At 70.4% G+C, this 3212-nt stretch carries 6 protein-coding genes; 1 reads left to right on the top strand and 5 read right to left on the bottom strand.

The window, feature by feature from the left end; genetic code table 11:
- On the bottom strand, window positions 1-499 hold a 499-nt coding region (locus AC1D01_RS26960), incomplete at its 3' end, for an MFS transporter (RefSeq protein WP_477871845.1).
- Window positions 500-591: 92 nt separating this feature from the next.
- Here AC1D01_RS26960 and AC1D01_RS26955 point away from each other — a divergent pair.
- Window positions 592-1167: a TetR/AcrR family transcriptional regulator gene (locus AC1D01_RS26955; RefSeq protein ID WP_477871843.1), complete on the top strand. Its 576-nt coding sequence runs from the start codon at window positions 592-594 to the stop codon at window positions 1165-1167.
- A 4-nt stretch (window positions 1168-1171) separates the two neighbouring features.
- Here the strand turns inward: AC1D01_RS26955 and AC1D01_RS26950 are convergent, their stop codons facing one another.
- From AC1D01_RS26950 to AC1D01_RS26935, 4 genes are all read right to left on the bottom strand, one after another.
- Window positions 1172-1879: a hypothetical protein gene (locus AC1D01_RS26950; RefSeq protein ID WP_477871841.1), complete on the bottom strand. Its 708-nt coding sequence runs from the start codon at window positions 1877-1879 to the stop codon at window positions 1172-1174.
- 89 nt (window positions 1880-1968) lie between these two features.
- The gene (locus AC1D01_RS26945; protein ID WP_477871839.1) at window positions 1969-2175 is read right to left on the bottom strand and encodes a DNA gyrase inhibitor YacG; all 207 of its coding nucleotides are present in this window, start codon (window positions 2173-2175) and stop codon (window positions 1969-1971) included.
- Window positions 2172-2930 carry a cell division protein ZapD gene (gene zapD, locus AC1D01_RS26940; protein WP_477871837.1) on the bottom strand — a complete coding sequence of 253 codons (759 nt, stop codon included), beginning with the start codon at window positions 2928-2930 and terminating at the stop codon, window positions 2172-2174. The genes AC1D01_RS26945 and zapD overlap by 4 nt, the downstream gene beginning before the upstream one ends.
- 64 nt (window positions 2931-2994) lie before the next feature.
- The gene (locus AC1D01_RS26935; RefSeq protein WP_477871847.1) at window positions 2995-3195 is read right to left on the bottom strand and encodes a hypothetical protein; all 201 of its coding nucleotides are present in this window, start codon (window positions 3193-3195) and stop codon (window positions 2995-2997) included.
- Window positions 3196-3212 lie beyond the last annotated feature (17 nt).

The following is a 3212-nucleotide window of genomic DNA, read 5'->3' as shown; positions in this document are numbered from 1 at the left end:
GCGCGCTGGCGCCGAGTGCGCCGACGGCCATGCCGAACATCGGCGCGACGCTGTTGAACAGCGCGCCGCGGGTGGGGCTCAGGTCGAGCAAGGTCGCGCTCAGCGCGCTGGTCGCGATGCCGGTCGCGAAGCCCTGCACGATGCGCGCCGCCAGCAGCCAGYCGGCCGACTCGGCAGACCAGAACAGCACGATCGACAGCAACTCGATCAGCAGCGACGCGAGGATCACGGTACGCCGGCCGAGGTGGTCGGACAGCGCGCCGAACACCAGCAGCGCCGCGAGCAGCGCGAAGGCGTAGCTGGAGAAGATCACCGTCAGCGCGAGCGGGCTGAAGCCCCAGGCCTCGCGGTACAGCGCGTACAGCGGTGACGGCGCGCTGGAGGCGGCGAGGAAGCTGGCGACCAGCGAGACCGTCAGCCACAGCGAGGCGAGGGGGCCGAGGCGCAGCCCGGCCGCGCGGAGGGCGGCGGGCGCAGGGGCGAGTGCGGGCGTGGTCATGTTGGCTCCTTCAGCTAACGCAAAAAAATTGCGTTAGCGGATTCTGAACCCATTCTCGAGCTAAAGCAAATACTTTGCGTTAGCATGGTTTCATGACTGCAACCACCACCCCGCGGCCGGGCGGCCGCAGCGCCCGCGTCCAGGCGGCCGTCCACCGTGCCACGCGTGAGTTGATCGAGCTGCACGGGCGCGCCGAACTCACCGTGCCGATGATCGCGGCGCGTGCCGAGGTCACGCCGTCGACGATCTACCGCCGCTGGGGCGATCTCGGCGAGTTGCTGGCCGATGTGTCGGTCGAGCGGATGAAGCCGGATGCGCAGCCGGCCGACACCGGTTCGGTCGCCGGCGACCTGGTGGCCTGGGCGCAGCAGTTCCATGAGGAGATGTCGTCGCCGATCGGGCTGGCGATGATGAAGGACGTGCTGTCGACCGAGGCCCATGGCGAAGGCACCGCGCCGTGCCAGTGCGCGCAGTTCACCGCGGCGCAGATCGCCGTGATCTTCGAGCGCGGCGTGGCGCGCGGCGAGCCGGTGCCCGAGGTGCAGCGGGCGATGGACGTGGTGGTCGCGCCGATCATCTAYCGCGCGCTGTGGGGGCCGGTGCCGGCCTCGTCGGCGCTGGTGGAGCGCTGGGTCGCGGAGTGCCTGGACGGGGCGGGCGCGCGCTGAGCTTTCAGCGGCCGGCGTCGGGCTCGCTGCGCCAGACCGGCAAGGCCTGCTCGAACGGCGTGGCGGCCGTGCCGAACACGGCCGGGTCCTGGGCGCGCTTCAGCCAGGCCCGCGTGTCGTGGTGGGCGCCGGGCAGCGGCTGGTCGGCGCGGAATGCCTCGAACCAGTCGTGCACCGCGCGGTAGCGCTCGGGGTGCTGCGCGCGCGTCCACGCGAGCCCGACCAGGTCGGCGAACCCTTCTTCCCAGCGCGTGGCGCGCATGTCGCGCTCCAGGTCGGCCTGCGGGGCCGTGCTGGCGTCGAGCGCGTCGGTGAAGCCTGCTACCGGCGGGGTGTGCCACGCGCCTTGCACGTAGCGCCAGCAGTGGCCGAGCTCGTGGGCGGTCATCGCCTCGACGATGGTGTCGCGCAGCTCGGCCGGGATCTTCTCCAGCGTGGATTCGGCCTCGGGGTTGCCGCGCATCGTCAGCACCAGCTTGCAGCGGCCGTCGACATAACCCATCGCGATCGGCGGCTCGCCGCCCTGCGCCACCGGCTGGGCGACGATGTCCAGCGGCAGGCCCTGTGCCCGTGCATAGGTGATCACCGGCCACGCGGCCTGCATCCAGCGGGTCTCCAGCGGCGTCAGCGCCGCGGCACCGGCCTGCAACGGGAGGCAGGTGACCGAGACGAAGCCCAGCACCAGAACGACATCGACGACACGCTTCCACATGGCTTCCCATTGAACCGGGAACGGCCGCCCTCGTGGGGCCGATCAACCAGGGGAAAGCGCGCCAGTTCGCACGCCGCGGCGGAATTCGCTCAGTCGTCGGTGTCGGAAGAGGGCGTCGCGCCGCTGCCCGGCGGGGGCGGCGCGGCGACGCGGTAGCTCTCGCTCGCCCAGGCGCCGAAGTCGACGTTCTTGCAGCGCTCGCTGCAGAACGGGCGGTAGGGGTTGTCGCTCGCGTAGAGGCTGTCGCCGGCGCAGGTCGGGCAGCGCACGATGCGGGGCTTGGCGGGGGTGTTCATGCGCACAGCGTCAGTTCGAAGGTGGCGTCGATCGCCGCGGGCTTCAGCCGGCCCTCGGCATCCTGCTTCATCAGCCGCACCATCACCATCAGGCGGTGGCCGCTGATCTCGGGCACCAGCTGGCGGCTGCCGTTGTCGATGCGCACGCGCAGCAGCTGGTACACGCGGCCGGCCGGCAGGCTCTGCTGGTACTGACCGCCCTGCGTGACGACCTTGTGCGGCACGCCCGCATCGCGCAGCAGCCCGAGCAGCACGCTCAGTGCCTCGGCGAGCGGCGTCAGCGTCGCGATCCAGCCCGACAGGTCGGCGCGCCGGCTCGCGGCGTCATGCTGCTGCCACGCGTAGTAGGCCGGCAGGTCGAACTCGCAGGTGCCGCCGGGAATGCTGATGCGGCTGCGGATGCTCATCAGCCATTCGTTGGCCGTCAGCACATGGCCGGCCTTGCCGGGCAGCTGGTTCAGTCCGTTGAACGCATGGTCGACGCGTGCCATCACCTCGAGCAGCGCCCCTTCGGAGATCGCCGGGTTGCCGCGGTAGCTCTGCAGCAGCGCCCGCTGGCGCTCGAGCTCCTTCAGCAGGTCGGACTTCAGGTCGGCGCGCGATGCGACGTCCATGATCTCGAACATCGTCGCCAGCGCGTAGTGGTGGTCCACGGCTTCGTCGCGCGGCAGCAGGCGCCCGAGGCGGTCGAACAGGTGTTCGAGTCGGAGCATCGTGCGGATGCTCTCGTTGAACGGGTATTCGTACAGGACCAAAACGGCGGCTTTCCGGGCGATCAATGTGACAACGTGACGCCGGATTGTTCCACAGGGTGGCACTTCATCGCGATGTGATCCATCGTGATTCGATCCAGCTTGCCCAGWGACTGCGGACTTCGGCCGCAAGTTCCGCCAGACTCAGGTTCTCGTTGAAGATCACCGCGTCGGCAGCGGCACGGCGTGCCTCGCGGCTGGCCTGCTGGTCGATCMCGGCCTGCACCGCGGCCTCGGCCCAGCCCGATCGGCGCGTGACGCGCGCGATCTGCGTCGCAGCATGGC

Source organism: Rhizobacter sp. P3_B12 (assembly GCF_056402895.1).
Note: the sequence above shows the minus strand (reverse complement) of the source record. Positions and strands in the feature narration are given on the sequence as shown.